Here is a 25196-nt window from a genome sequence, read left to right as displayed (position 1 = left end):
CACGCCGGGCGCGCCGAGCGCGTCATGCGTCGCGCCCTTCGACGAGCCCCGGCACGGCCTCGCGCATCATCGCGACGAACCGCACGAGCCGCGACGGGTAGAACTGCGCATGCGGATAGACCAGGTAGACGGGCAGCGGCGCGGCCTGCCACTCGGGTGCAAGGTGCACGAGCTCGCCGCGCGCGAGGTGGTCGGCCAGCATCCATGTCGAACCGACACACGCGCCGACGCCCAGCAGTGCCGCGCTGCGCAGCGCGTACAGGTTCGCGGTCGTGATGCGCGGTCGGATCGAGATGCGCCGCGTGTCGCCGGTGACGGCATGCGTCAGCGTCAGCTCGGTGCGGTAATACGTGCGCAATGCGAGCCACGGCAACGCGGCCAGCGCGTCGGGGTCGGCCGGCAGGTCGGCGCCGTTCAGTACCGACGGCGCGGCAACCACGAAACGCGGCACCTTCGTCAGCCGAATCGCGACCACGGACGGATCGGTCGGCTCGCCGACCAGGATCGCGCAATCGATGCCGCTGCCGACGAAATCCCGCACCTCGTCCTGCAGCAGCCACTCGACCGACACGCGCGGATAGTCGTGCAGGAACTGCGCGAGCGGCCCGATGAAACGCTCCTGCCCGAACGCGTGCGGCACCGCGACCCGCAGCAGCCCGTCCGGCTCCTCCTGCGCGCCGCGCAGATCGGCCTCGAACGCCGCCCAGTTTGCCAGCAGCTCCTTCGCGCGCTTGAAACAGCGCTCGCCGTCGACGGTCAGCCGCATCGTGTGCGTCGTCCGTTGCAGCAGCCGCATGCCGAGCGAGCGTTCGAGCGCCTGCAGCCGCCGGCTGATCGTCGGCTGCGTCGTATGCAGTTGCGCGGCAGCGGCCGACAGGCTGCCGGCCTCGACTATGCGCACGAAGGTTTCCATCAGCTCGAAACGATAACCGGCACCGTCCACCGGCACCGTCTGAATGCGCGGAGAGCCGCCAGTAGCGGGAGAAGCGGAAGATTTTTCGTTCATTCGTGGAGCGTATAACAAATCTGCACGAGGCGGCACTACCGTCGCCGGCCGCGCGCCGCCACACTCGCGTCCATCCCGTTATCCAACCCAGGATGCACGCCATGTCCACTCCGACCCGTCTCGACGCCGCGCCCCGTGTGGCGCACACCGCGGCCCACCCGGCCGCCCATTCGATGCCCGATCGCCGGCTCGTGCTGCTGCTCGCGGCGGCTGCCGGCCTCGGTGTCGCACCGCTCTACTACGCGCAGCCGATGCTCGGCGCACTCGGGGCCGATCTCGGCGCGTCGGCGCGCGCGATCGGCTTCGTGCCGACGCTCACGCAGCTCGGCTATGCGCTCGGCATCCTGCTGCTCGCGCCGCTCGGCGACCGCTTCGACCGGCGCCGCGTGATCGTGACCAAGGCCGCCGCGCTGGTCGCCGCACTGCTGCTCGCCGCTGTCGCGCCGTCGCTCGGGCTGCTGCTCGCGGCGAGCTTCGCGATCGGCCTCGCCGCGACGATGGCGCAGGACGTCGTGCCGGCCGCCGCGACGCTCGCCCATGACACGCATCGCGGCCGCATCGTCGGCACGGTGATGACGGGGCTGCTGCTCGGCATCCTGCTGTCGCGCGTCGTGGCCGGCTTCGTCGCCGAGACGGCCGGCTGGCGCGCGATGTTCGCGCTCGCCGCCGCCAGCGTCGCCGCGATCGGCATCGTGGCCGCGCGCGGGCTGCCGCGCTTCGAACCGACCACGCGCCTGCCGTATCGCGCGCTGATCGGCTCGCTCGGCGCGTTGTGGCGCGATCATCCGGCACTGCGCCGCGCCGCGCTCGCGCAGGGGCTGCTGTCCGTCGGGTTCAGCGCGTTCTGGTCGACGCTCGCGGTGATGCTGCACGGCGCGCCGTTCCACCTCGGCAGCGCGGCCGCGGGCGCGTTCGGCCTCGCGGGTGCCGCCGGTGCGCTGGCTGCGCCCATCGCCGGCCGTCTGGCCGACCATCACGGCCCCGAGCGCGTCACGCGCATCGGTATCGGCATCGCGACGCTGTCGTTCGCGTCGATGGCCGCCGCGCCGCTGATGTCGCCGCATGCGCAGCTCGTGCTGCTCGCGGTCGCGACGATCGGTTTCGATCTCGGCGTGCAGGCAACGCTGATTGCGCACCAGGCAATCGTCTATCGGATCGATCCCGCGTCGCGCAGCCGCCTCAACGCGGTGCTGTTCGTCGGCATGTTCATCGGGATGGCGGCCGGTGCCGCGATCGGCAGTTCGTTGCTCGCGCAACTGGGCTGGAATGCGGTGACCGCGCTGGCCGTCGCGACGTCGCTGGCCGCGCTCGCCGTGCGGGTCTGGCGCAACTGAAATTCGACGTCGCGCAGCCGAGGCGGGCAGGCCCACAGGGCTTGCCCGCCTTTTCTTTTATTTTCGACCGGCGCATGCATCGCGCTGCGTGGCCTGACAGATTCGCACCGGGCGTAACCCGCATTCGTTCATCCGGCGCAAGGTCCGCACCAGCCTGCGGGATTGTCCAGTTCAACCAATTATTTTTCCGGCGATCGCGCACATCGACGCGCAAACATCGGACGATTCGACCGTGCCCCGCCGCTCGGCACTCCGCCATCCGGCCCCTCCGCGCAGCCCCGTTTTATCAGGGGATTCCCGGTATTTTTTTGCATTTTCTTCGAAATAACGGGTGACATACTTGCCCCCCGTTGCGCTCCGGTACGAGCGCGCTTCCAGATCCTGCCGGCCGCGCGCCTCGTGCTGCGCGTCCGCCCGGGGGCACAGAACATGAACAATTTCGACACCGCGATCCAGATCTTCCTCACCCACATGACGTTCGGCCCGCTGATGAATCACGTGATCCGCGTGATCGCAGGCCTGTACACGTTCAAGGGCTTCGTACTGATTCCCGTGCTGTGCTGGCTGTGGTTCCAGCCTGGCCCGAACCGCGAGCGGCAACGCGAGCTGGTTATCGCAACGGTCGCGAGCGGGCTCATCGCGCTCGCGTTCGGCCGGCTGCTTGCGCAGGTGCTGCCGTTCCGCGTGCGGCCGATCTACAACCCCGACCTGCACCTGCACTTTCCGTCGGCCGGACTGCGCGCGGCAACGCTGCAGGCGTGGAGTTCGTTTCCGAGCGATCACGCGATGCTGTGGATGGCGATCGCGACCGGCATCTTCATCATCGCGCGCCGCGTCGGCGTGTTCGCGCTGCTGTATTCCGTCGTGTTCATCTGCCTGCCGCGCGCATATCTCGGCTTTCACTACCCGACCGACCTGATCGCGGGCGCCGCGATCGGCATCGCGATCGCGTGGCTGCTGACGCGCGATGCGATCCGGTCGCGCTTCGCGCCCCAGGTGCTGGAGATGATCCGGCGCTTTCCCGCGCCGGCCTATACGCTCGCGTTCCTGCTGTGCTTCGAGTTGATCACGCAGTTCGACGAACTGCTGACGCTCGCGCAGTCGGCCACGCACACGATGTGACGGGCAGGCGCCGCGATGCTGCCTCTGTTTTCCTTCCGTCGCCCCGGTACGCGCTGCCGGCCGTGCGCGGCGGCGGCGCGCCGCGCGACGGCCGCGCCAATCAATCTCGATCGGGCGCGCCGAGCGGAAAGAACGGACGAAACGGCCGCGCCTCGTCGACCGCTCGCGCGAACGACGGCCGCGCAAGCAGACGCTTCCGATACGCGATCACGTTCGCGAACGACGGATCGATCCGGTGCGTCCAGTCCGCGTAGAACAGGAACGGTGCCGCGCCGCAATCGGCGAGGCTGAAGCGCTCGCCCGCCGCCCATTCGCGATCGGCCATCTTCTGGTCCAGCCACGCATACGACGTTTCGAGCATCGCACGCGCATCGGCGACACCGCGAGCATCGCGCTCGGCCTCCGGCCGCAGCGCGTCGTGCACGACCTTCTGCTGCGGCGTCGATACGTAGTTGTCGAAGAAGCGATCCATCATCCGCACCTCGAGCGCCGCGTGCGGATCGTCGGGCAGCAGGCGCACCGGGCCCGGATGGTTCAGGCCGAGATACTCGATGACGATCGACGCCTCGACCACGGTGCGGCCCGCATCGACCAGCACCGGAAAACGCTTCAGCGGCCACAGCGCGGTCAGCTCCTGCATCGGCTTCGGATCGTCGTGCGCGAGCACGCGATACTCGAACGGCGTGCCGTTCTCGTACAGCGCGGTCAGCACCTTCTGGCAGTAGGACGAAAACGGATGGGCGTAAAGTGTCGGCATCATCGTGCGGTCTCTCGGGGTTTCGGCGCCGCGTCATGCGGCGCCACATGATCTCGGATACCTTGACGACGAACGGCGACCGGCCGTTTCGACGTCGGTCCGGAATTTTTTTGCGCGGCCTCGGCGCGCTACGACCGGCCGTCCATCACGACGCGCCCTTCGGCGCGCCAGCGCAGCATCCCGCCGCCTAGATTCGCGACCGCGTCGAAACCGGCCTTCAACAGGATCACGTTCGCCTGCGCGGATCGCCCGCCGGCCCGGCACACGGTCACGACCGGCCGGTCGCGCGCGATCTCGCCGGTGCGCGCGGCCAGCTCGCCGAGCGGAATCGGCATCGCGCCGGGCAGGTGGCCGAGCGGGCCCGTGAATTCGTCCGGTTCGCGCACGTCGACGACCTGCACCGCCGGCAGATGATCCTCGAGCCATTGCGGATCGATTTCCCAGAAGCCGGCGAACGTATAGACGAGCGGCGCCCAGTCGGGCGACGCCTGCGCATCGGGCGCGTTCGCGGCGACGCCGCACCGCAGGTTCGCTGGCACCGCGACGTCGATCTGGCGTGGGTGCGCGAGCCCGAGGTTGCGCATGTAGCCGGCGAAATCGTCTTCGCTGAGATCGCCGCCGAGGCGCGGATTGAAGCGCCGCTCCTCGCCGACGCTCGTCACCGTGAGCCCGCGATAGTCATGCGCCGGATACAGCAGGCACGCGGCCGGCAGCGTGAAGAGCCGGCCGTGCACCGCGCGATACAGCGCGCGCGGGTCGCCCTGCTGGAAATCGGTGCGGCCCGTGCCGCGGATCAGCAGGCAATCGCCGGTGAACGCCATCGATTCGTCGTCGAGCACGAGGCTGATGCAGCCGTTCGTGTGGCCGGGCGTCGCGCGCACGGTCAGGTAGCGCGCGCCGAATGCGCAGCGGTCGCCGTCGTTCAGGTAACGGTCGGCGCCCTGCGCGCCGCTTGCGGCCGAGATCGCGATCGCGCTGCCCGTGCGCTGCTTCAGCAGCCACGCGCCCGTCACGTGATCGGCATGCACGTGCGTGTCGACAGTCGCGACGAGCCGCAACCCGAGCTCGTCGAGCAGCGCCGCGTCGCGGCGCACCTGCTCGAATACGGGGTCGATCAGCAGCGCTTCGCGCGACGCGCTGTCGGCGAGCAGATACGTGTATGTCGACGATTGCGGGTCGAAAAGTTGCCGGAAGATCATCGCGAAGTCGCTCCGTCGCCTGTTCAGGTTGGTGTTGTGCGGCCCACGTGCCGTGCGTCGTCGACGCGCGGGCCAGTGGATGCGAGTGCCGCCCCGTCCGTATGCCTGTCGCAGCGCATGATCCGGAAGTTTACGGCTGCGTCTGCTGCGCATCGTCGTCCGGCACCGGCGTCGGCATGATGACATCGACGCCGGGCAACCGGCATCGCACCTGCCGCGTTTCGCACATCCATATAGCGTAGATCAAAATGCACGCGCCGCCGGCGTCCCATACGCGGCAACCGATTCCGATGACGAATGGCGCGCGGCAGGACGATTCGCCGCGCCCGGACGGCGGCGCGCACTGCCTTACACTACGGCCTGTTCTCGTCCCCGTTCACAGGAATTCCGTCGACATGTCGCTGACGATCGATCCGAAGCAGGCCGCCGCGCTGCTGGCCGTCGCCGACACGGGCAGCTTCGAGCAGGCGGCCGTGCGCCTGCACGTGACCGCATCCGCCGTCACGCAACGGGTCCGCGCGCTGGAGGCGAGCCTCGGCACGCCGCTCGTGCTGCGCACGCGGCCGTGCCGCCCGACGGTGGCCGGGCAGCGCGTGCTGCAGCACCTGCGCCGCGTCGCGCTGCTGCAGGCCGACCTGCAAAGCACGCTCGCGACCGAGCGCGAATCGCCGATCTCCGTGACGATCGCGCTGAATTCCGACAGCCTCGGCACGTGGTTCCTGCCCGCGCTGACCTCCGTGCTCGCGGGCGAGCGGATCCTGTTCGAGCTGATCGTCGAGGATCAGGACCACACGTTCGCGCTGCTCGAAAGCGGGATGGCCGTCGGCTGCGTGACGACCGAGCCGAAGCCGATGCGCGGCTGCATCGCGACGCCGCTCGGCACGATGCGCTACCGGCTGCTCGCGGCCGCCGCGTTCGCGGCACGCTGGTTTCCGCGCGGGCTGAACCGCACGAGTGCGCGCAACGCGCCCATCGTCGCGTATTCGCGGCGCGACACGCTGCAGTCGTCGTTCCTGAAGGAGAAGTTCGGGTTGCCCGAAGGTGCATACCCGTCCCATTACGTGCCGGGCACCCATTCGCACTTCGCGGCGGTGCGGCACGGGCTCGGCTACGCGATGGTGCCGGAGCCGCTGATCGGCACCGCGCCGCTCGACGCGCAGGAGCTCGTCGATCTCGCGCCAGCGCATCCGACCGACGTCACGCTGTACTGGCATGCGTGGACCGTGCAGTCGCCGACGATGGCGTCGCTGTCCGCGCGGGTGGTCGAAGCGGCGCGCCGGTTGCTCGCGCCGCTGCCGAAATGACATGAGCCGGTGACGGGCCCGGCTCGTGGCCCTCGACCGTTACGCGCGCCGCTGCGCGAAATACGCGCCGACCGCGCCGACGAACGTATCGATGTCCGCGCGCGACACATCACAGTGGGTAACGAAGCGCGACGCGTACAGCATCTGCGTGAGAATCCCGCGCTCCTTGAGCCACGCCTCGAGCGGCGCGCAATCGGCTTCGGGGAATTGCGCGAACACCATGTTCGTCGCGTGCGACATCACCTTCACGGCTTCGATGCGTGCGAGGCCTGCCGCGAGATGTGCGGCGTTCGCATGATCGTCCGCGAGCCGCTCGACGTTATGGTCGAGCGCATACAGGCACGCCGCCGCGAGAATGCCCGACTGCCGCATCCCGCCGCCGAGCACCTTGCGCCAGCGCTGCGCGCGCTCGATCAGCGCGCGGCTGCCGACCAGCACCGAGCCGACCGGTGCGCCGAGCCCTTTCGAGAAGCAGATCGATACGGTATCGAACGGCGCGCACAGCTCCGCGATCGGGCGGCCCGACGCGACGGCCGCGTTGCATACGCGCGCGCCGTCGAGGTGCGTGGACAGCCCGCGGCTGCGCGCGAACGCGACGGCTTCCTGCACATAAGCTTCCGGCAAGACCTGGCCGCCGATCGTGTTCTCGAGCGCGAACAGGCGCGTGCGGGCAAAGTGATTGTCGATCGGCTTGATCGCCGCGGCGACCTTCGCGAGCGGCAGCGTGCCGTCCGGCGCGTTCTCGATCGGCTGCGGCTGGATGCTGCCGAGCACGGCCGCACCGCCGCCTTCGTACTTGTAGGTGTGCGCGAGCTGGCCGACGATGTATTCGTCGCCGCGCTCGCAATGCGACATCAGCGCGGCGAGGTTGCTCTGCGTGCCGCTCGGGAAGAACAGGCCGGCTTCCTTGCCGGCCCGCTCGGCCGAAACCGCCTGCAGGCGCAGCACGGTCGGGTCGTCGCCCCATACGTCGTCGCCGACTTCGGCGGCAGTCATTGCGGCCAGCATCGCCTGGCTCGGACGTGTCACGGTATCGCTGCGTAAATCGATCATCTTCGTGCCCTGAGTGAACGCGGACCGGAACCGATGCGCCCGGCCCTGCCGAAACGAGACTCAGAGTGTACGCAATTCACGCAGCGCGTGCCGACGGTCGAGTGTCGATCGCGCACGCACCGGCGCCACCGGCGCGTGCGATGCGCGGCGCGCCCGTGCTGCCGTTGAACGCGGCGCCGGCCGCAGCACCAAGGGCGGTGCCGACGGCCGAGCTGCCACCCCCACCTGCCACGCCCCACCCGCGCGGTCGCCCGCATGACGGGCTAACGCGTCGAAACGGATCGGCCACGCACGGCGGCGCGCCGGGGGTTCCGCGCGGTACTGGCGTGCGCATCGAACCGTTCCGATGACGCGACGCGCCATATTGACGCACGTGCGTCAGACCGCCACGCCACGGTCGCACGCGCCACGAACGGCCTTCTTGATACGAATCAACGATTTATCCCGGAATCGCGCGCGGCGGGCTGGACATCTGCGACGAGTTGGCGCATTTCGCGGTGCAACATCGCGGCACATACTCCAGCCAACCCCGCCGCCTGTCGGCCGGGGTCCGCCGGCACCCGCCGGCGGGTATCGTCAGCTTCGGTCATCTGGTATGGACACCGCACTTTCGGCCCTCGATCTGGCCCGCCTGCAATTCGCGTTCACCGTCTCCTTTCACATCGTCTTTCCGGCGCTGAGCATCGGCCTCGCCAGCTTCATCGCGGTGCTCGAATATCGCTGGCTCAAGACCGGCAAGCCGTACTACAAGTCCCTCTGCCTGTTCTGGTCGAAGATCTTCGCGGTCGCGTTCGGGATGGGCGTCGTCTCCGGCGTGGTGATGAGCTATCAGTTCGGCACCAACTGGTCGGGCTTCTCGAGCTTCGCCGGCTCGGTCACCGGCCCGCTGCTGATGTACGAGGTGATGACCGCGTTCTTCCTCGAAGCCGGCTTCCTCGGCATCATGCTGTTCGGCTGGAACCGCGTGAGCCCGCGCGCGCACTTCGGCGCAACGCTGATGGTCGCGATCGGCACGCTGATCTCGACGTTCTGGATCCTCGCGTCGAACAGCTGGATGCAGACGCCGCAGGGCTTCGAGATCGTCGACGGCCGCGTCGTGCCGACCGACTGGTTCGCGATCATCTTCAACCCGTCGTTCCCGTACCGCCTGTTCCACATGGCGATCGCCGCGTTCATCGTCGCCGCGCTGGTCGTGGCCGCGACGGGCGCATGGCACCTGCTGAAGGGCCGCCGCGACAAGGGCGTGAAGAAGATGTTCTCGATGGCGCTGTGGCTGCTGCTGGTGCTCGCGCCGCTGCAGGCCGTGATCGGCGACCAGCACGGCATCAACACGCTGAAGCACCAGCCCGCGAAGATCGCCGCGATCGAAGGGCTGTGGGAAACCGAGAAGGGCGGCACGCCGCTCAACCTGTTCGGCATTCCGGACATGAAGGCCGAAACGACCCGCTACGCGGTGAAGGTGCCGCACCTCGGCAGCCTGATCCTCACGCACAGCTGGGACGGCGAGATTCGCGGGCTGAAGGAATTCCCGCCAGAGGACCGCCCGAACTCGACCGTCGTGTTCTGGAGCTTCCGGATCATGGTCGGCCTCGGCTTCGCGATGATCGGCCTCGCCGCGCTCGCGTGGCTGCTGCGCCGCCGCGGCCGCCTGTATGAATCGAAGTGGTTCCAGCGCTTCGCGCTCGCGATGGGCCCGACCGGCTTCGTGTCGCTGCTCGCGGGCTGGGTGACGACCGAAGCGGGCCGCCAGCCGTGGGTCGTGTATGGCGTGATGCGCACCGCGCAGGCCGTGTCGCCGCTGTCGGTGCAGCAGGTCAGCCTGTCGATGATGACCTTCGTGATCGTGTACTTCCTCGTGTTCGGCACCGGCGTGTACTACATGCTGAAGCTGATGAAGGCCGGCCCCGCGCTGCCCGACGCGAAGCACGACCCGAAACACGACATGCCCGACACGCGTCCCGATCACACCGCGCGCCGCCCGATGTCGGCCGTCGACGAGCTGATCGAGACCGTCTGAGCCCACCCCATCCGCAAACGAGAAAACCTATGGACGTCACCGTAATCTGGGCCGCGATCATCGCATTGGGGCTCTTCATGTACGTCGTGCTCGACGGCTTCGACCTCGGCATCGGCATCGTCTTCCCGTTCTTCCCGGACGAGAAGGAACGCGACCTGATGATGAACACGGTCGCGCCCGTGTGGGACGGCAACGAGACGTGGCTCGTGCTCGGCGGCGCCGGGCTGTTCGCGGTGTTCCCGATCGTCTATTCGACCGTGCTGTCGGCGCTGTACCTGCCGCTGATCTTCATGCTGGTCTGCCTGATCTTCCGCGGCGTGTCGTTCGAGATCCGCGCGAAGGCGCGACGCACGAAGCACCTGTGGGATCTCGCGTTCATCGGCGGCTCGGCCGGCGCGACGTTGTTCCAGGGGATCGCGCTCGGCGCGTTCCTGCAGGGCATCACCGTGAAGGACGGCGTGTTCGCGGGCGACGCGTTCGACTGGCTCACGCCGTTCAGCCTGCTGACGGGCCTCGGCCTGATCGTGACCTATGCGCTGCTCGGCTGCTGCTGGCTCGTCGCGAAAACCGAAGGCGACCTGCAGCGCCGGCTGCATCGCGTCGTGTGGCCGCTGACCGTCGTGCTGCTCGGCTTCATCGCGGTTGTCAGCCTGTGGACGCCGCTTCAGGATCCGGCCATCGCGCAGCGCTGGTTCGATTCGGGGCTGTTCTGGCGCCTGCTGCCGGTGCCGTTCCTGGTCACCGGGTGCGCGGTGTGGATGCGGCGCGCGGTGCGCGACCGGCACGACATGACGCCGTTCGTGCTCGCGCTGGCGCTCGTGCTGCTCGGCTACGTCGGCCTGCTCGTCACGCTGTTCCCGTATGCGATTCCGCAGACGATGACGATCTGGGAAGCGGCCGCGCCGCGTTCCAGCCAGACCTTCACGCTGGTCGGCGCAGCGGTTATCCTCCCGATCATCATCGCCTACACGACGATGGGTTACTGGGTATTCCGAGGCAAGGTGCGCCATGAAGACCAGCATTACTACCACCACTGATTCCGCCGATCGCCCGCCCGTGGCGCCCCGGCCGCGGATGCGCGGCTGGATGTGGTTCGTCGTGCTGTGGGCGGGCGGCGTGGTCGGCGCCGTCACGCTCGGCTATGCGTTCAAGATCTTCATGAACCTGACGCTGTTTGCGGTGAAGTAAAGCCCGGGCGCCGGCCGGGCGCAGCGCGCATCGATCGCCCGATGGATACGCGCTGCGCGGCCGCCCCCTCCCCTCCGCGTGCGTTATTGCGCTGCCCGCCGCACGACGCCGAGCTTCAATCCCAGCATGCCGAATATGCGGTTCATCGTCTGCACCGTTCCATCGCTGCGGCCCTGCTCGATATCCTGAATCGTCTTCGTCGACACGCCGGCGAGCTTCGCCATCTCGGCGCTCGCCAGCCGCATCGTCTGCTTCAGATGACGCACCGATTCGCGCAGCGACCACTCGGGATGCGCGAGAACGTCCTCGATCTCTTGCCGCCGCAGCGCAAGCTGTTCGGGAAGCGACATTGCGTTATAGCGTTTGTCCATTGTGTCGCCTCCCGTCCGCGGAACACGACCATCTCAGCAGAAATCTATACAAATTGTGCACACGGCTGCGGGCAAATTATGTAGATATCTACCGAAACAGGAATCCTTGGCGTTGCACCTGGCGGGGAGAAACGCCCGGAATCGCAACGACGACTTACCGCCGCTCGCGCAGCGCCGCTTCGATCTTGCGATCGGTCTTGTACTGGCTCAGCGCATACACCGACCAGATCGCGGCCGGCAGCCAGCCGATGATCGTGAGCTGCAGGATCAGGCAGATCACGCCGGCGATCGGGCGACCGATCGTGAAAAACTGGAACCACGGCAGCAGCAGGGCAAGAATGATGCGCATCGAAAACCTATTGGTGCGTTGTTGAAGAGGTGTGCGAGGTCAATATGGCGCTGCGCTCCGTGGAAATCAAGCGAGCACATGCAATTCGCGCGTCCGCTCGATGCTTACCCCTCCTGTTCTGCAGCGCTGCGCGAACCATGCGTGCGCTCGCCGATGCACAGCCGCCCTCGTCGGCCCCTCTTCTTCCCGTTCTTTGATGACGCGCGAAAACAGCAACTGCTCGATGTACAGCTGTTCAACAGCGTGGGTGAAGTGGCGCTCTTCCGACACGGCCAGAAAGCAACGCAGGAGCCATGATTCCATTTCCCGATTACCAATTATCGATAGACGGGATGGCGGCGGCATAGGGTCACCACCTGTTCGCGCACGCGATTTAATATCTGCTCGATGCCGCCAGCCTCCAGTGCATCCAGCACATCGCACAGCCAACCGGCCAGTTCCTCGCATTCAGCCACACCAAAGCCACGCGTGGTCACGGCCGGCGTACCGATACGCAGCCCCGAAGTAACGAAGGGTGAGCGCGGATCGTTGGGTACAGAGTTCTTGTTCGTAGTGATGTAGGCATCGCTTAGAGTCGCGTCCGCGTCCTTGCCGGTGTAGGGCTTGCTGGATAGATCGATCAGCATCAGGTGGTTGTCGGTACCGCCGGACACGATCTTGTAGCCACGTTGCTGGAGCACGCCTGCCATAGCGCGGGCATTGGCTACGACCTGCTTCTGGTAGGTCTTGAACTCGGGCTGCGATGCTTCTTTGAAGGCCACCGCCTTGGCAGCAATCACGTGCATCAGCGGCCCGCCCTGGATGCCGGGGAATACGGCGGAATCGAGCTTTCTATAGAAATCGCTGTTTTGCCCCTTGGACAGGATGATGCCGCCGCGCGGACCACGCAGGGTCTTGTGAGTAGTGCTGGTCACCACATGGGCATGAGGCAGCGGGTTCGGGTATTCGCCTGCCGCCACCAAGCCGGCCACGTGTGCCATGTCCACCCAGAAGATGGCGCCTACTTTGTCGGCAATGGTACGCATGCGTGCCCAGTCTTTATGACGAGAATAGGCCGAAAAGCCACCGATGAGCATTCTGGGCCGAGTTTCCTGCGCGATACGCTCCATCTCGTCGTAGTCTATCAGCCCAGTCTCGGGGTCAAGCCCGTAGGGAATAATCCGGTAGTGGCGACCAGAGAAGTTGGATGGATTACCGTGAGTCAGGTGACCACCCTGGGCCAGATTCATACCCATCACGGTATCGCCGGGATTGATAAGCGCTAGGAACACCGCTGCATTCGCTTGGGCACCGGCATGGGGCTGGACGTTGGCATAGTCGCAGTCGAACAGTGTCTTGACCCGCTCGATAGCCAGACGCTCGGCAACGTCCACGTTCTTACAGCCGCTGTAATAGCGCTTGCCTGGATAGCCTTCAGCGTACTTGTTGGTGAACGAACACCGAGTTCTGAACCGCCATCACCAGCGGGCTGGCGTAGTTCTCGGAGGCGATCAGTTCAATGTGATCTTCCTGGCGGCGCTCTTCGCTTTGAAAGGCCTTAGCCAACTCGGCGTCAAAGTCGGCGAGGGTCAATGAGGTGTCGTACATGGAATTCGTTCTATGGTTTAGAGTGTTCAGGTCTGAGGGTTTGATTCTGCTCGGGCGCATTCCTGTCGCTGCCATAGACCACCTGCGATTGCACCGATACCACCTCGCCTCGCAGCGGCCGCCAGGCGGCGTCTGGCCCCCGGCTCAGTCATGGCTGCTTCCTTGGCGCTTCCACCGGCCAGTAATAGCTGTTCGGCAAGGCACGGGCACCGAAGATGGCCTGCCCGACACGTACCACGGTGGCACCTTCTTCGATGGCGATCTCGAAGTCGCCGGACATACCCATGGACAACTCGTCCAGGCCGATACCGGCGGGCACGCTCTGACGCAGTCGATCACGCAATGTGCGCAGCAGTACAAAGCACTGGCGTACCCGCTCGGCATCGCTCGAAAACAGCGCCAGCGTCATCAGCCCGCGCACGTGCAGCGCCGGAAATACTGACAGTGCCTGGAGAAAAGCCGGCACGTCTTCGGGCGCCAAGCCGTACTTGCTGGCCTCGCCTGAGGTATTGACCTGTACAAACACGTCCAGCGAGCGGCCCTCGGCCTGCAGGCGGCGCTCCAGCGCTTCGGCCACGCGCAGACTGTCCAGCGCCTGGAATTCGGATGCAAAGCGCGCCACCAGCTTTGCCTTATTGGTCTGCAAATGGCCGATGACCGACCAGCCGAGATCAGGCAAACCCTGCATGGTCTCCCACTTGCGGTGCGCCTCCTGCACCTTGTTTTCACCGAGCAGCCGGCAGCCGACCGCATACGCCAGGCGAACGCGCGCCTCCTCAACGGTCTTGCTGACCGGCAGAAGGCGCACGGCAGCGGAATCGCGTCCGACGCGACGACAGGCGGCGTCGATACGTGCCTGCACGGAGGCCAGGTTGCGTCGGATATCATCGACTGTAACGGCCTGCGGATTACGCCCGTGCTGATCGTGGTGTGTCTGCATTTCAGATGGCATTCGCATCAGTCCGTCACTCCCTTTCTGACCGCAGGCTGGGGTGAAGAAGGAGCAATGCTCGGCTGCGACACCCGTGCCCGTTGCGGCAATCGGCCATTGAGCGCTGCATACGCCACAAGACCGATCAACAGGCCCCAGAAGGCCCCTCCAACGCCGAGCAAGTTAATGTTGGCTGCAGCGGCCAAGAAGGTGATCAACGATGCTTCACGCGCTTTCGCATCGGCCATGGCACTGGCGAGACTGCCGCCAATAGTGCCCAGCAGTGCCAAGCCCGCCAGTGTGGTGATGAAGGCGGGAGGGAACGCCATGAAAACGGCAGCCAGCGTCACCCCGAACACTCCGACAAGAATGTAGAACACGCCCGCGGCGATGCCGGCGATCCAGCGTTTGGAGGGATCTTCGTGCGCTTCGCGGCCGGTACAGATCGCCGCTGTGATCGCGGCGATGTTGAAGGCATGCGAACCAAACGGTGCCATCAACAGGGAACCTAGCCCGGTAACGGCTACGATAGGATTGGCACTGGTCTTGAAGCCGTCATTGCGCAGCACCAGCATGCCCGGCATGTATTGACCGGTCAGCGTGATCAGGAACAGCGGCAGTGCGACGCTGAGCAAGGCATTAATCGAGAATGCCGGCATGGTGAAAACGGGCGCCGCAAGCTTCAATTCCAGTCCGGACAAATCGACGCGGTCCTGCATCAGCAAGAAGGCCAGCCCCAGCACCAAAATACCCACCACGGCATAGCGTGCGGTGAAACGCTTGAGCACCACATAGGTGACAATCAGCAGGCCTGCCAGCAGCGGGTCAATACTCATGCCACCGAAAGCGCCAATACCGAACTGCAACAGGATGCCCGCCAGAAGTCCGGCGGCCACACCCGGTGGGATCAGCCGAATGACCTTCTCGAAGTAACCCGAAAGTCCGAGTGCGACGAAGGCGACGGCGGAGATAAGGTAGGCCCCCACCGCCTCGGCGTAGGGTGTCGCCGCCAATGCCGTGACGAGAAACGCGGCCGCTGGCGTGGACCAGGCTGTGATGATCGGCTCGCGGGTAATCCAGCTCAAGATCAGCCCCGTCACCCCCACACCGATCGAAATCGACCAAACCCACGAGGCCGTCAACGCCGGGCTGAAACCTGCCACCTTGGCGGCCTGGAACACCAGGATGAAGGTGCCTCCGTAGTTGACGATGACCGAGATCAGGCCGGCCACTACAGGATGGATGAGATCGCTCAAACGGACGGATGATCGAGGACATGAAGACGCCATGGCTGTACTGGACTCGCATGAGAAGTGGGCTGCTAGGCCCGAAGTGGAAGCCATCTTTATAACGTGGCAATGGACTGATTTATAAGTACACTTTCACAAAATTGACCAGACCACTTTATGGGATATCACGAGCGCTGGAGAGCGCCCGCCGGATCTGGTCATACCCTTGCTTGATCCTGCGGAGAGTCAGGCGGGTACTGTCTTCATAAAAACTCCAGACCACGGGCAGATAACATGACAAGGACGTTTGAACTTGAAACGCTGAAAATACGGATGAACGATGTCGACTTCCAGCTTCTGGACCTGCATCAGCGAATTCAGCGTGCGCTGCGCGCGCTAATCCTGGATGGCGCGCTCGATCCAGGTGTAAAACTACCGGCAACCCGGACGCTGGCCAGTTCGCTAGGTGTTGCCCGAGACACAGTTGAAAGCGCCTATGTGCAGTTGCACCGCGATGGTTTCATCGTTCGTCGGGAAGGCTCAGGAAGCTACGTGTCCGAAAGCATAGGTATGGAATTGCGAGGCGCGGCACGTAGGCGCATGAGGACTCAGGATCACATGCGCGGCGCCAAGGAGACAGGCTCCGGCCTGAGCCGGCGTGGACGAATTATTTTCGAGATTGGTGCCGTCACCGACCAGCAGACCATCAAGGCATTCGCCACGGGATTGCCGGAGACTCGCAGTTTCCCAATCGATGCCTGGGGACGCCTGCAACGACAAACACTGAAGGACTATCGCTCCCATGTATTACTGCACGGCGACCCGCAAGGTGCCGAGCCACTACGCAAGGCAATCGCAACCTACTTGAATCTTGAGCGTGGCGCAAAGGTATCTCCCGAACAGATCCTGGTGTTGAGCAGTACACGGCAGGCCTTGTTTCTCTGTGCGCAATTGCTGGTGGACGCTGGCAAGCCGATCCTGCTGGAAAATCCGGGATACTTTGGTGCCAAAAAAGCATTCGAATCAGCCGAAACCAAAATAGTCCCCATTGATGTTGATTCGCATGGTCTTCGGACGGATCTGTTGCGGGCGGATCGCAGTGGTGCCAACTGTGTCTACGTGACGCCGTCACATCAATACCCGACTGGCGCCACCTTATCGCTGGAGCGCAGGATTGACTTGACACTTTGGGCCGCGGAAAACGGAGGATGGATCATCGAGGACGACTACGACAGCGAATTTCACTACGACGGTTTGCCAACCGCATGTGTCCAAGGCTTGGATAAGTACTGCCGGACGCTCTATATCGGTACTTTCAGCAAGACGCTCTATCCAGGACTTAGGATGGGATATATGGCTTTGCCGGAAGAATTGGTTAGCGCCTTCGCCTCCGCCAGAAGCATCATGGATGGGCACACGCCTCAGATTCTTCAATTGACCCTGGCGCGGTTCATGGAAGATGGTCATTACAATTCCCACGTGCGCGCCATGCGTAAGCTTTATGCCGGACGGAGAGAGGTCATTCTTGACGCCATCGCCAAACACTTGAACGGTATCGTCACAGCGTTGCGGCCGGAAGGTGGACTGCAGATACCTTGCCTATTGGCACCGGAATGGTCGGAACAGGAGACCATCCGCCGGGCCGCCACCGCCGGAGTGCTATTGCCGGGGCTCAGTCGACTGTATGCCGGGAACGAGAAACAGCAAGGTTGGTTATTAGGCTATGCATCATTGACAGCCTACGAGATAGAGACCGCCATCCTGCGCCTGTCCAACGCGCTTCGGAAGAAGTAGCCAACCTGTCGAATCTGAAACTGTTCGTCCCCCAACACCATCATGTGGTCAATATGGAAGTGGGAAGCGCTTCGTCAATTCGGCCACGCCTTCGCGGATCGAAGCCTCCATGCGCGCGCTGACGGCGCCGCTACGAACACTACCAAGCAGCGCGAATACCAGAGGTGATTAACTGACCTGCCCCCTTCAATAGGGCCAACGGGCTTCTAGCAAAGTCCCTTTAAACCAACTCCTGGAAAGCGGCAGGAGCATCCGCGGTTGCGCGATGTTTCGCCGCAAACTCTGACGGCGCAAGGTAGTTCAGCGCACTGTGCGGCCTTTGCTCGTTGTAGTCCTGACGCCATGCCGCGATGACAGCCCGAGCGTGCGCGAGCGTCGTGAACCAGTGCTCGTTAAGGCATTCGTCGCGGAACTTGCCGTTGAACGATTCGATGTACGCATTCTGCGTTGGCTTGCCCGCCTGAATCAACTTCAGAGTGACGCCGTTCGCATACGCCCACTGATCAAGCGCGCGGCTCGTAAATTCGGGGCCCTGGTCTGTTCGTACCGCCTTGGGATAGCCACGGAAGCGATCTGCACGGTCCAATGCCCGAGCGACATACAAACCTGAGATACCATGGTCGACGACGATGTCGACAGCCTCTTTCGTGAAATCGTCGACGACGGTCAAACACTTCAAGCGGCGGCCATTGGAAAGCGCATCCATCACGAAATCGATTGACCAGACCTCGTTCGGCGCGTTCGGCAAATTCAGCTGCTCACGTTCAATCATCACCCCATGGCGCCGACGGCGGCGTCGCACCGCCAGTCCCGCCTCACGATAGAGGTGATGCACCCGCTTATGGTTCGCGTGAATGCCTTCGCGCGCCACCAGCGCATGCAGTCGGCGGTAGCCGAACCGACGGCGTTCATGGGCCAATTCGACCAAGCGCGCCGTCAACGCTTCATTCTCGGCATCTGGCTTTGCGTCGTAATGCAGCACGCTGCGAGAAAGCCCGACAAGCCGGCAGGCGCGGCGCTCGGAGATATTGACCTTCTCCCGAATCGCCACCACTGCTTCGCGTTTGGCTTGTGGGCTCAGGGCTTTCCCTTCACGACCACCTTGAGGGCTTCCATGTCGAGCATCGCTTCAGCCAGCAGCTTCTTGAGCCGCGCGTTCTCGCGCTCCAGGTCCTTGAGTCGACGGGCTTCCGATACCTCCATGCCGCCGAACTTTGCACGCTAGGTGTAGAACGAAGCATCACTGAACCCGTGCTTTCTGCACAGCTCCTTGACCGGCATGCCGGCCTCGGCTTCCTTCAGAAAGCCGATGATTTGCTCTTCAGTAAAGCGCTTCTTCATGTTCGTCTTCTCCGAAAACGAACTTTACTAGGTTCCGACTGGCCCTGTTTGCCGGGGGCAGGTCATAACGGCTTTTCCTCGTCAAGGGGACGGCGTTCCTATTCACACTGATGCCAACCTGCCCCGAGATATGTTCTACGACCGCTCCTGTCAGCCCCCGTGGACGTAGATCGACCACACCAAGATGGGAGTCGGTGCCACCCTGGAACAATGGATAGCCCACCTTGTGTGAGTCGTCGGCACAACGCCTGTGCGTTTTCAACCACCGCGTTGGCGTAGATGCGAAATTCCGGTTGAAGTGACTCATGCAGAGCCACCGCCTTTCCGCATACTTGTTCGTCAGCACCGCCCCTTTGAGCTTCAAGGGCAGCGCGACCAGCAAATTCCTCAGATGCAATCAGTTCAATGGAGTTCTTCTGACGTTATCGCTCTTAGTCACTGCATTCCAAATATTTCATCGACCTATTGCAGCACAAAAGAACCGACAGTTGGAGGGATAATTTCGCCCGCATTTTGAGCGCCTACCACGGGAAATAACATTTGAGAAGACGACGCCACCAGCCTTGGATGGCTCCGCCTACATCGAAACAGAAGAACCATCCATAAAATTTACACCCACCCGAAAATCCCCGAATGAGAATCACATCATTCTCGATATGCCGTGCCAGTGATGCAATGTCTTAGCATCAAAACCCAGACCTCAGGATAATGAATTGCGTCATACCCGGAAACCCAGAACACGGAAGATGATGCTCCACCTCACTCAACGAGTGATACTCAAATTTTTAATAAAACACAAATTCAACCGAGTTAATTTTAACGCACCATCAACTCCCGGCACCGTCAATGATTGGCGCTCAACAGAGCACTTTCCAACGCGATAGACAAGACTTCCATTTCTAATTAGGCAAGTTTTCCAATCGTCAATTTCACGCAGCAGGCATAAGAATATTCATGGCAAATACCTAGTCCAGGCAAGTGGTCTGGCCACCCCTGAAAAAATGGTCTGATTTAATTGACCACCCAGTACATAAAATCCATAAGAATGAGTCAACCAGTTTTTCTCGAAGACGAAGAGCACGAGGACAATAAGCTCTTCAACCACAAGAATTCTTCCTCAAAACTCCTACGTCAACCTATCGCACACTCATGTAACAAGGTTTTACGGAGCAAGAGAAGTCGCGTTATGAATGAGTCAGAGGGTGGTCGCCGCAAACTACGCAGCCAAAGCATTATGAATTTCGCCCTTCAACCTCCGTCACGCACCACGGAAGGCGATCAATGTCAATTCACAATATTGGAATTATGATCCAAATGACAACAGCACACCTGACCAGCCATCCGAGCGCAGTCTTTTGATTTTTCTTCTTTAGGATTCTGACTACTGCTCTGGCGCTCCTTCAGGAAAGATATCTCCGGCACGCCAAGATTGGTGCCCAAGAAATAGCGACAGCCAAACGAATTTCAAATTCCGAGGAAGCCTCATGATCATCATTAAAGCATGCATTTTTACATTACCAACCGCACCTGCAATCGTGAGGCATGGGTAAAAATACGAAAGATACTGAAAATCCTCCACCTACCAAGAATCACTGATCGACTGCAAGGAGATTTTAGATGGAGCTTAAGATTTCTGAGACCGACGACGTCGTCCGCGGCATGCTGCAAAAACTCTCGCAGCTTTGGAAAACCCGTGCCGCAGTAAATCAGGAGCTATCAGATTACGACACCCTCGCATTTGACCCTAGAAAGAAGGACTTCACTCCTTCTCTGCTGCCATTTCGCCACCATCCTGCTTGGCAAGAAGCTCCGGAATCTCTCCGAGAAAAGTGCCTTTCCTATGCATGGGGAATTTATAACCTGAAAACCATTTATATTGAATGCAATGTTGTGACTCCAGTCTGCGAGGACATCATTAAGACACCACCGCCAAGCACGAATCGGGTACTGCTGCAGGATGTGATGTCACAGGCGCTTCTGGATGAGGCATTGCACACACGCATGTCGATTATGGCTTGCAACTATATATATGAAATGCGAAATCTCCGGCCTCTTTATTTTTCGGATTTCAATCTTGTGCGATGGCGAGACAGCATTCTTTCCGAATGCGGTGCGGAATGGGAGCGCCGTCTGGCACGGTTCGCCATCGCTTGCGCCAGCGAAACGCTCATTACCGATTATCTGAAGACGATGGCTGAAGACAGTACGATTCAACCAATTTGCCATGAAGTCACGCGCACGCATGCAATGGATGAATGGAGCCATTCCAGTGTTTTCAGCTTCGTTGCCACCGATATAGTTCAAGGACTGAGCTACAAGGAGCGAGCATACTTGCGGTCCATCATCATTAAGACGGTACAGATGTTTGCAAACAACGAACTCGGGGCGTGGGCGACTGTATTCGATTTAGTAGAATTTCCCTATTCAAAGGACATTTTGCACGATGTTGGTGACACCAACGAGATCAGCGTTTACACAGACTCGGTGGAAGCACTCATCAACAGGATAGGATTGGCCGACCAGGCTCATTCGGGTTATCGAAGCAACCAGTTCCCTACTCGCACCGAGGAGTGCAGATGAACTCGATAGCTCAAGCACGCTGCGAGCGCGTCTCGATGGAGGCAGGAGACATAAAAGTGTTCACCTTGCGAATACAGGGCACGGAGGACGAATTCCTGAACAAGCTTCGCCCCGGCAGGCACATCGCCATTCGCTACCCGGATACGTCAGGGGCTCTTCAGCAACGGCTCTACTCGATCACCGGCAGGCGAAACGCGAATGTCTTCGAAATCGCAGTCAAGCGCTCAGGTCGCCGCAGTGTTTCAGATCACATGCATGCGACGCTCCACGAGGGTTCCACTATTTCATTAGGATACGTGGCAGGCGATATCACAATCGAATCAGTTGCTAATCTCGAGCGACTCGGCATGGTTGCCGGTGGTATCGGCATTACGCTCCCGATTGCATTGCTTCGTGAGATTGCAGACAGGGCACGCCGCGGCCGGCAAGTTCCGAAAACGGTACTGGTGTTGTGTATTCCGAAAATAAGCGACATCCCCTTTCTCCATGAATTACTGGAGTTGAATCTCACTTCGATGTGGTTCACTCTCCACGTATTTGTGACCCGGGAAAGCATTCACGCCCGCGATCATTTCAATCCCGGCCGGCCAACCCTGGAGTCCCTAAGCATCATGGGGCAGCCTCAGGCCGTAGTGATATGCGGCAGTCACCGTTTTGCCCAGACATTTCGTGAGCATGCGTCCTCACTGTTTCCCTCCGCCAGCCTGTTGATCGAGTCATTCACACCTCCGGAGCCCCAAGCATGCCAAGGGCATGAAGGCACCGAGCGATCTGTTCGATTGAGCCTGGCCGATAGCGAAGAAGTTATTGAAGCATCATCTGGCAAGAGCCTGCTTGAAATTCTTGAATCCTACGGCGCCCCGGTTCGCAGTCAGTGCCGGGCCGGAATTTGTGGTGACTGCCGCGTCAGGGTTTCCGGTGGCGAGTGCCGCTTCGAGCCGGATTTTTGCCTTAGCGAAAAAGACAAGATTAGTGGTTATGCACTGGCGTGCTGCACATTTCCACTCTCTGGAGATATCGCAGTCGAATTTAAAGCGGCAACATAAATCCACTACGGCCCACTTCTCTTTGCGATACATTTCATGAAAACAGCAATCGCACTACGTCACATTAACTTCGAGGATGCTGGCACGCTTGATACAGCACTTTCCGATCACGGTTACGAAATTAAATATATCGATCCGACGCTCGGGGAACTTACGGATCTAGACCTGCAACAGGCCCATCTGTTGATCGTGTTGGGCGGGCCCATCGGCGCTTACGACGAGCAGACCTACCCATTTCTTGAAGATGAACTTACTGTAGTGCGCCAATGGCTGCACACACAACGGCCCATTCTCGGTATTTGTCTGGGCGCACAACTCATAGCAAGAGCATTGGGAGCCAATGTCTACCCTCTGGGAATAAAGGAGATTGGATTTGCACCGCTTACTTTGACATCTGCCGGCAAGCATTCCCCGCTTGCTGCTTTAGATGGTATTCCCGTCCTTCATTGGCACGGTGACCAGTTCGATATTCCTGATGGCGGCATTCATCTGGCCAGCACTCCAGTAGGTGCCAATCAAGCGTTTTCGATTGGGTCCCATGTACTTGGCCTGCAGTTTCACTTGGAGGTTGATGTGCACAAGCTCGAACGGTGGTTGATTGGTCACGCCATTGAACTAGCACAAACCAACATAGATCCGCGAACGCTGCGCGCGGATGCTACTCGGTATGGAAATCATTTGACGATTGCGGCACGCCTAGTCCTTGCAAACTGGCTACATAACTTGGAAGAACGATATACCAACTCGTCGGCGGCTACCACGGGAGTTCTAGCGTGAAGTTGTTACTTATTGTCTAAGGAGGCGATCTGCTTGCGATGTTGAAATCGAATGACTACATCACACCATTTTCATCCCACAAATCAACCTACGGAGCAAATAAATAATTTCTGTTAAATATAACTGACCCAGCCAGATTTCCCAAGGAACATTAAACAAGCACCAGCCCCCTGAACCACGGTTATCTATTTTTTCAACTTTCTTATTGATATAAACAAGGATCAAAAATGGTTGTCGTATTATTCGAACTGCAAGCCATGCCCGGTCAAAATCAGACCTATGTTGACCTCGTAAACAAGCTGACTCCGATGCTGGAACCCATGGAAGGCTTCATCTCGGTCGAGTGTTTTCAAAGCACCCTCAATCCGGAGAAAGTCATGTCAGTTACCACTTGGCGCGACGAGGAAGCGGTAATTAAGTGGCGTAACGTGGAGGCGCACTTGTCTGCTCAGAGGGCAGGACGGGACAAGATATTCAAGGACTACCGCGTACGCGTGACATCTGTGATAAGGGATTATGGTTTGCATGATCGCGAGCAAGCGCCGGAAGACAGCCTTCTTGGCCGCCACTGAGGAGTGAGGCGAGGGGGGCAGTAGGGGCGGTCCTTGGCTAACCGCAGCCAAATGGCTTCATAGAAATAGGCAGACCATCGAATGCGGCGACACGGGGGCCATTGAAATCGCGCCGATTGGAAACACGCAGGGCTGGTCTGACGGAGTCAGCCCGATCCGCCCCTTCCGGTCGCCGCGCGAATCTGCGCCGTGGTCGCCCCGCAGTCGGCTACTCGGCTTGGGTAACACTTCCTCTTGTTGAGTGTGTAGGAGACTTTCACTCCAAAGTCATCCAACTCGTCACCACAACAGACTAGATAGCGCCAGTCGCGGCGCTACGCGCCATGCCCACCCCCAAAAAACGGCCTCCGCATCACGCGAAGGCCGGAACGGACTCGCCTGAGACAGGCCGCGCCACGTCAGAACGTATGCCGCATACCAACCCGCACGAGCGTCTGCGTGTTGCCCGCTGACGAGATGCCGTTGCCGACGTCGCCGACCGACGCCGTCGCGGCGACGACATTGCCGTACGGGTCGAGCGTCTTGCCGCTCGCCTTCTGGTAGCCGACGAGACCGTAGAGCGCGGTCCGCTTCGACAGGTAGTAGTACGACGCCAGGTTCAACTGGTGATACTTCGGCGCGGCTTCACCGCCGACCGAGCTGCCGCGCGTGAAGTCGTAGCCGGCCGCGACGCGCAGCGCCGGCGACACCTGCCACGACGCCGTGCCGCCAACCGAGTTGTAGGTCGCGTTGCCCCGGAACGTCGAGAACGCGCCCGCACGGTACTGCGTGTTGCTGTACGACAGGCCCACCGTCATCGCGCCGATCTGGTAGGTCGACGCGGCCGCGACGATCTGCATGCTCTTCGACGACGCAAAACCCCCGTTGATCGACGACGCGAACGTGCCGTCGTACGAGCCGGTCCATGCGCCGCCGTTCGCGCCGAATGCGTTGGTCGCATACAGGTAGGCCGCGCCGATCGCGAACGGCCCGTTCACGTACTGGCCGCCGACGCTCCACGTGTTCTGGTTCTTCGCGCTGCCCGCCTGGTTGCCGAAGCCGTACAGCCCGCCGACCGTGAAGCCGCCGAACGACGGGCTCACATACTTGACTGAATTGTTCTCGCGCGACTGGTTGTCGATGTTGTCGAGATCGCCCGGATGCGCTCCCATGCCGGTCAGGAACGAACCCGGCCCGATCGAGCCGACGAAATCGACGATCGGATCGTACTGACGGCCCATCGTCAACGTACCGTAGCGCGTGCTCGACAGCCCCATCCACGCCTGGCGACCGAACATCCGCCCGCCCTGGCCGAGTTGCCCGGTGCCGATGTTGAAGCCGCTCTCGAGCTGGAAGACGGCCGCGAGCCCGTCGCCGAGATCTTCCTTGCCCTTCAGCCCCCAGCGGCTGCCGGACCACGTACCGCTCGCAAAGCTGTAGCTCGACGCGCCGCGATACGCGACCGGCGAACCGAGCGACCCCTTGCTCGTCGCGACGCGCTGGTTGCTCGCGTACCCCAAACCCGCGTCGACGATCCCGTAGAGCGTGACGGTGCCTTGCGCATGCGCCGCCGTGCAGAGGCCGCCGGCAACGCAAAGCGCAAAAGTGATCTTCTTCATGTAGAGGATTCCTATTTATTAAATCGATACCACTCGAGACG

General features: G+C 61.8%; 22 protein-coding genes and 2 pseudogenes. 11 read left to right on the top strand and 13 right to left on the bottom strand.

Annotation, left to right across the window (positions count from 1 at the left end):
- Positions 1-22: 22 nt before the first annotated feature.
- On the bottom strand, positions 23-1006 hold the full coding sequence (locus GD429_RS15280) for a LysR family transcriptional regulator (protein ID WP_152857649.1): 984 nt from the start codon (positions 1004-1006) through the stop codon (positions 23-25).
- A gap of 101 nt (positions 1007-1107) precedes the next feature.
- Here GD429_RS15280 and GD429_RS15275 point away from each other — a divergent pair, with 101 nt between their 5' ends.
- Both GD429_RS15275 and GD429_RS15265 read left to right on the top strand, forming a co-directional pair.
- A complete protein-coding gene (locus tag GD429_RS15275) occupies positions 1108-2340 on the top strand; it encodes an MFS transporter (protein WP_152857648.1) in 1233 nt (410 codons plus the stop codon).
- 429 nt (positions 2341-2769) lie between these two features.
- Positions 2770-3462 (top strand): phosphatase PAP2 family protein, encoded by a 693-nt coding sequence (locus GD429_RS15265; RefSeq protein WP_152857646.1) that lies wholly within the window; start codon positions 2770-2772, stop codon positions 3460-3462.
- 100 nt (positions 3463-3562) lie between these two features.
- Here the strand turns inward: GD429_RS15265 and GD429_RS15260 are convergent, their stop codons facing one another.
- Together GD429_RS15260 and GD429_RS15255 are read right to left on the bottom strand one after the other, a co-directional pair.
- Positions 3563-4222: a glutathione S-transferase family protein gene (locus GD429_RS15260; RefSeq protein ID WP_152857645.1), complete on the bottom strand. Its 660-nt coding sequence runs from the start codon at positions 4220-4222 to the stop codon at positions 3563-3565.
- A 125-nt stretch (positions 4223-4347) separates the two neighbouring features.
- A complete protein-coding gene (locus GD429_RS15255) occupies positions 4348-5418 on the bottom strand; it encodes a rhodanese-like domain-containing protein (protein WP_152857644.1) in 1071 nt (356 codons plus the stop codon).
- Positions 5419-5813: 395 nt separating this feature from the next.
- On the opposite strand from GD429_RS15255, the gene GD429_RS15250 reads away from it, so the two are divergent.
- On the top strand, positions 5814-6722 hold the full coding sequence (locus tag GD429_RS15250) for an HTH-type transcriptional regulator ArgP (RefSeq protein ID WP_152857643.1): 909 nt from the start codon (positions 5814-5816) through the stop codon (positions 6720-6722).
- A gap of 39 nt (positions 6723-6761) precedes the next feature.
- On the opposite strand, the gene ltaE is transcribed toward GD429_RS15250, so the two are convergent.
- Positions 6762-7775, bottom strand: a complete 1014-nt coding sequence (ltaE, locus tag GD429_RS15245) for a low-specificity L-threonine aldolase (RefSeq protein ID WP_152857642.1) — start codon at positions 7773-7775, stop codon at positions 6762-6764.
- Between the two features lie 595 nt (positions 7776-8370).
- Here ltaE and GD429_RS15240 point away from each other — a divergent pair.
- The 3 genes from GD429_RS15240 to GD429_RS15230 are packed head-to-tail and all read left to right on the top strand — an operon-like array spanning position 8371 to position 10980.
- Positions 8371-9792, top strand: coding sequence for a cytochrome ubiquinol oxidase subunit I (locus GD429_RS15240; RefSeq protein WP_152857641.1), 1422 nt, complete (start codon positions 8371-8373; stop codon positions 9790-9792).
- Positions 9793-9821: 29 nt separating this feature from the next.
- Positions 9822-10829: a cytochrome d ubiquinol oxidase subunit II gene (cydB, locus tag GD429_RS15235; protein WP_152857640.1), complete on the top strand. Its 1008-nt coding sequence runs from the start codon at positions 9822-9824 to the stop codon at positions 10827-10829.
- A complete protein-coding gene (locus GD429_RS15230) occupies positions 10801-10980 on the top strand; it encodes a hypothetical protein (RefSeq protein ID WP_152857639.1) in 180 nt (59 codons plus the stop codon). The genes cydB and GD429_RS15230 overlap by 29 nt, the downstream gene beginning before the upstream one ends.
- Positions 10981-11063: 83 nt before the next feature.
- Here GD429_RS15230 and GD429_RS15225 read toward each other — a convergent pair whose 3' ends face one another.
- From GD429_RS15225 to GD429_RS15200, 6 genes and pseudogenes are all read right to left on the bottom strand, one after another.
- Positions 11064-11351, bottom strand: a complete 288-nt coding sequence (locus tag GD429_RS15225; protein ID WP_152857638.1) for a helix-turn-helix domain-containing protein — start codon at positions 11349-11351, stop codon at positions 11064-11066.
- Between the two features lie 154 nt (positions 11352-11505).
- Complete coding sequence (locus GD429_RS15220) at positions 11506-11700, bottom strand: YqaE/Pmp3 family membrane protein (protein ID WP_152857637.1); 195 nt, start codon at positions 11698-11700, stop codon at positions 11506-11508.
- 66 nt (positions 11701-11766) lie between these two features.
- Positions 11767-12003 carry a LysR family transcriptional regulator gene (locus GD429_RS42045; RefSeq protein WP_152857636.1) on the bottom strand — a complete coding sequence of 79 codons (237 nt, stop codon included), beginning with the start codon at positions 12001-12003 and terminating at the stop codon, positions 11767-11769.
- 14 nt (positions 12004-12017) lie between these two features.
- A pseudogene (gene glyA / locus GD429_RS15210) lies at positions 12018-13287 on the bottom strand (serine hydroxymethyltransferase).
- 148 nt (positions 13288-13435) lie between these two features.
- A complete protein-coding gene (locus GD429_RS15205; RefSeq protein ID WP_227791653.1) occupies positions 13436-14239 on the bottom strand; it encodes a YggS family pyridoxal phosphate-dependent enzyme in 804 nt (267 codons plus the stop codon).
- Positions 14240-14244: 5 nt separating this feature from the next.
- Positions 14245-15507 (bottom strand): benzoate/H(+) symporter BenE family transporter, encoded by a 1263-nt coding sequence (locus tag GD429_RS15200; RefSeq protein WP_152857634.1) that lies wholly within the window; start codon positions 15505-15507, stop codon positions 14245-14247.
- A gap of 234 nt (positions 15508-15741) precedes the next feature.
- Here GD429_RS15200 and GD429_RS15195 point away from each other — a divergent pair, with 234 nt between their 5' ends.
- Positions 15742-17241 carry a PLP-dependent aminotransferase family protein gene (locus GD429_RS15195; protein ID WP_152857633.1) on the top strand — a complete coding sequence of 500 codons (1500 nt, stop codon included), beginning with the start codon at positions 15742-15744 and terminating at the stop codon, positions 17239-17241.
- A gap of 220 nt (positions 17242-17461) precedes the next feature.
- On the opposite strand, the pseudogene GD429_RS15190 reads toward GD429_RS15195, so the two are convergent.
- Together GD429_RS15190 and GD429_RS42040 are read right to left on the bottom strand one after the other, a co-directional pair.
- Positions 17462-18582 (bottom strand): annotated as a pseudogene (locus GD429_RS15190) (IS3 family transposase).
- Positions 18563-18889 (bottom strand): hypothetical protein, encoded by a 327-nt coding sequence (locus GD429_RS42040; protein ID WP_415748936.1) that lies wholly within the window; start codon positions 18887-18889, stop codon positions 18563-18565. The pseudogene GD429_RS15190 and the gene GD429_RS42040 overlap by 20 nt, the downstream one beginning before the upstream one ends.
- A 1310-nt stretch (positions 18890-20199) precedes the next feature.
- On the opposite strand from GD429_RS42040, the gene GD429_RS15180 reads away from it, so the two are divergent.
- From GD429_RS15180 to GD429_RS15165, 4 genes are all read left to right on the top strand, one after another.
- On the top strand, positions 20200-21162 hold the full coding sequence (locus tag GD429_RS15180; RefSeq protein WP_152857632.1) for an AurF N-oxygenase family protein: 963 nt from the start codon (positions 20200-20202) through the stop codon (positions 21160-21162).
- Positions 21159-22208 carry a 2Fe-2S iron-sulfur cluster-binding protein gene (locus GD429_RS15175; RefSeq protein WP_152857631.1) on the top strand — a complete coding sequence of 350 codons (1050 nt, stop codon included), beginning with the start codon at positions 21159-21161 and terminating at the stop codon, positions 22206-22208. The genes GD429_RS15180 and GD429_RS15175 overlap by 4 nt, the downstream gene beginning before the upstream one ends.
- Before the next feature lie 36 nt (positions 22209-22244).
- Positions 22245-22985, top strand: coding sequence for a glutamine amidotransferase (locus tag GD429_RS15170; RefSeq protein WP_152857630.1), 741 nt, complete (start codon positions 22245-22247; stop codon positions 22983-22985).
- Between the two features lie 227 nt (positions 22986-23212).
- Entirely contained in the window at positions 23213-23557 is a 345-nt protein-coding gene (locus GD429_RS15165; protein WP_152857629.1) for an antibiotic biosynthesis monooxygenase family protein, read from the top strand.
- 398 nt (positions 23558-23955) lie between these two features.
- Here GD429_RS15165 and GD429_RS15160 read toward each other — a convergent pair whose 3' ends face one another.
- Complete coding sequence (locus GD429_RS15160) at positions 23956-25155, bottom strand: porin (RefSeq protein ID WP_152857628.1); 1200 nt, start codon at positions 25153-25155, stop codon at positions 23956-23958.
- Between the last annotated feature and the right edge of the window lie 41 nt (positions 25156-25196).

It is taken from the genome of Burkholderia sp. BE17 (assembly GCF_009362305.1).
Classification (GTDB): domain Bacteria; phylum Pseudomonadota; class Gammaproteobacteria; order Burkholderiales; family Burkholderiaceae; genus Burkholderia; species Burkholderia pyrrocinia_C.
Note: the sequence above shows the minus strand (reverse complement) of the source record. Positions and strands in the feature narration are given on the sequence as shown.

What these genes read in the sequence shown, in the direction of transcription:
- GD429_RS15280 (WP_152857649.1), bottom strand. Translation starts at nt 1,006, where the DNA reads ATGAACGAAAAATCTTCCGCTTCTCCCGCTACTGGCGGCTCTCCGCGC.
- GD429_RS15275 (WP_152857648.1), top strand. Translation starts at nt 1,108, where the DNA reads ATGTCCACTCCGACCCGTCTCGACGCCGCGCCCCGTGTGGCGCACACC.
- GD429_RS15265 (WP_152857646.1), top strand. Translation starts at nt 2,770, where the DNA reads ATGAACAATTTCGACACCGCGATCCAGATCTTCCTCACCCACATGACG.
- GD429_RS15260 (WP_152857645.1), bottom strand. Translation starts at nt 4,222, where the DNA reads ATGATGCCGACACTTTACGCCCATCCGTTTTCGTCCTACTGCCAGAAG.
- GD429_RS15255 (WP_152857644.1), bottom strand. Translation starts at nt 5,418, where the DNA reads ATGATCTTCCGGCAACTTTTCGACCCGCAATCGTCGACATACACGTAT.
- GD429_RS15250 (WP_152857643.1), top strand. Translation starts at nt 5,814, where the DNA reads ATGTCGCTGACGATCGATCCGAAGCAGGCCGCCGCGCTGCTGGCCGTC.
- ltaE (WP_152857642.1), bottom strand. Translation starts at nt 7,775, where the DNA reads ATGATCGATTTACGCAGCGATACCGTGACACGTCCGAGCCAGGCGATG.
- GD429_RS15240 (WP_152857641.1), top strand. Translation starts at nt 8,371, where the DNA reads ATGGACACCGCACTTTCGGCCCTCGATCTGGCCCGCCTGCAATTCGCG.
- cydB (WP_152857640.1), top strand. Translation starts at nt 9,822, where the DNA reads ATGGACGTCACCGTAATCTGGGCCGCGATCATCGCATTGGGGCTCTTC.
- GD429_RS15230 (WP_152857639.1), top strand. Translation starts at nt 10,801, where the DNA reads ATGAAGACCAGCATTACTACCACCACTGATTCCGCCGATCGCCCGCCC.
- GD429_RS15225 (WP_152857638.1), bottom strand. Translation starts at nt 11,351, where the DNA reads ATGGACAAACGCTATAACGCAATGTCGCTTCCCGAACAGCTTGCGCTG.
- GD429_RS15220 (WP_152857637.1), bottom strand. Translation starts at nt 11,700, where the DNA reads ATGCGCATCATTCTTGCCCTGCTGCTGCCGTGGTTCCAGTTTTTCACG.
- GD429_RS42045 (WP_152857636.1), bottom strand. Translation starts at nt 12,003, where the DNA reads ATGGAATCATGGCTCCTGCGTTGCTTTCTGGCCGTGTCGGAAGAGCGC.
- GD429_RS15205 (WP_227791653.1), bottom strand. Translation starts at nt 14,239, where the DNA reads ATGCCATCTGAAATGCAGACACACCACGATCAGCACGGGCGTAATCCG.
- GD429_RS15200 (WP_152857634.1), bottom strand. Translation starts at nt 15,507, where the DNA reads ATGGCGTCTTCATGTCCTCGATCATCCGTCCGTTTGAGCGATCTCATC.
- GD429_RS15195 (WP_152857633.1), top strand. Translation starts at nt 15,742, where the DNA reads ATGACAAGGACGTTTGAACTTGAAACGCTGAAAATACGGATGAACGAT.
- GD429_RS42040 (WP_415748936.1), bottom strand. Translation starts at nt 18,889, where the DNA reads ATGAGTCACTTCAACCGGAATTTCGCATCTACGCCAACGCGGTGGTTG.
- GD429_RS15180 (WP_152857632.1), top strand. Translation starts at nt 20,200, where the DNA reads ATGGAGCTTAAGATTTCTGAGACCGACGACGTCGTCCGCGGCATGCTG.
- GD429_RS15175 (WP_152857631.1), top strand. Translation starts at nt 21,159, where the DNA reads ATGAACTCGATAGCTCAAGCACGCTGCGAGCGCGTCTCGATGGAGGCA.
- GD429_RS15170 (WP_152857630.1), top strand. Translation starts at nt 22,245, where the DNA reads ATGAAAACAGCAATCGCACTACGTCACATTAACTTCGAGGATGCTGGC.
- GD429_RS15165 (WP_152857629.1), top strand. Translation starts at nt 23,213, where the DNA reads ATGGTTGTCGTATTATTCGAACTGCAAGCCATGCCCGGTCAAAATCAG.
- GD429_RS15160 (WP_152857628.1), bottom strand. Translation starts at nt 25,155, where the DNA reads ATGAAGAAGATCACTTTTGCGCTTTGCGTTGCCGGCGGCCTCTGCACG.